Genomic DNA, 595 nt, shown 5'->3' on the forward strand with positions numbered 1-595 from the left:
ACTGTCACGCAGAGCACATTCAAGTACTCACTAAAGGCCGTGTCAGTGGCAAAATCTGGAGCAACAATCTGAGCATTGAACCGGGCGGTAAGTTCTTCGGTGAAGCAGCAGAATTGCCAGAAAAAGAAGTGGTTAGCCTGAAAGGCAAAGCGCAAGAAAGCGCAACGGCGAAAGACAACAGCGCCAACACTGAAAAGCGACTCGCGCGCAAAAGCGCATAAAAAAGACGGCGATTAAGCCGTCTTTTTCGTTTTACTGTTTGCATCCAATGTCTGGTTTTACATCGGGTTGAGAATCAGCGCAGAACGCTTGGCATTCGGACCAAACGCCGATGCCGCACGTGCTTTCACTTCTTCTAGTGTTACGCTCTTAGCGGCTTTCTCCACATCCAGCACAACATCCAATCCGTAGTCGTGCGCGAGGTAGCGGCTGTAAACCCAAGCGCGAGAACCAGGGTTGTCACCCAATCCTTGCATCGCGACAGCAAGCTGCTTGGCCGCAGTGTCGACTTCTTTCTGGGTAATGTTAGTCGCGAGATCGTCGAAAACCTTATCCAACAGTTTATCCATCAAACCCACATCTTTTGGATCCACCT

The 595-nt window shown here is 50.3% G+C and carries 1 protein-coding gene and 1 pseudogene; one reads left to right on the forward strand and one right to left on the reverse strand.

Going from position 1 to position 595, the window contains the following annotated elements:
- On the forward strand, positions 1-221 hold a 221-nt coding region (locus R8N47_RS26720; protein ID WP_318186302.1), incomplete at its 5' end, for a polymer-forming cytoskeletal protein.
- Positions 222-278: 57 nt separating this feature from the next.
- On the opposite strand, the pseudogene R8N47_RS26725 reads toward R8N47_RS26720, so the two are convergent.
- Positions 279-595, reverse strand: a pseudogene (locus R8N47_RS26725) (insulinase family protein); the annotation flags it as partial.

It is taken from the genome of Vibrio sp. 2132-1, from assembly GCF_033344315.1.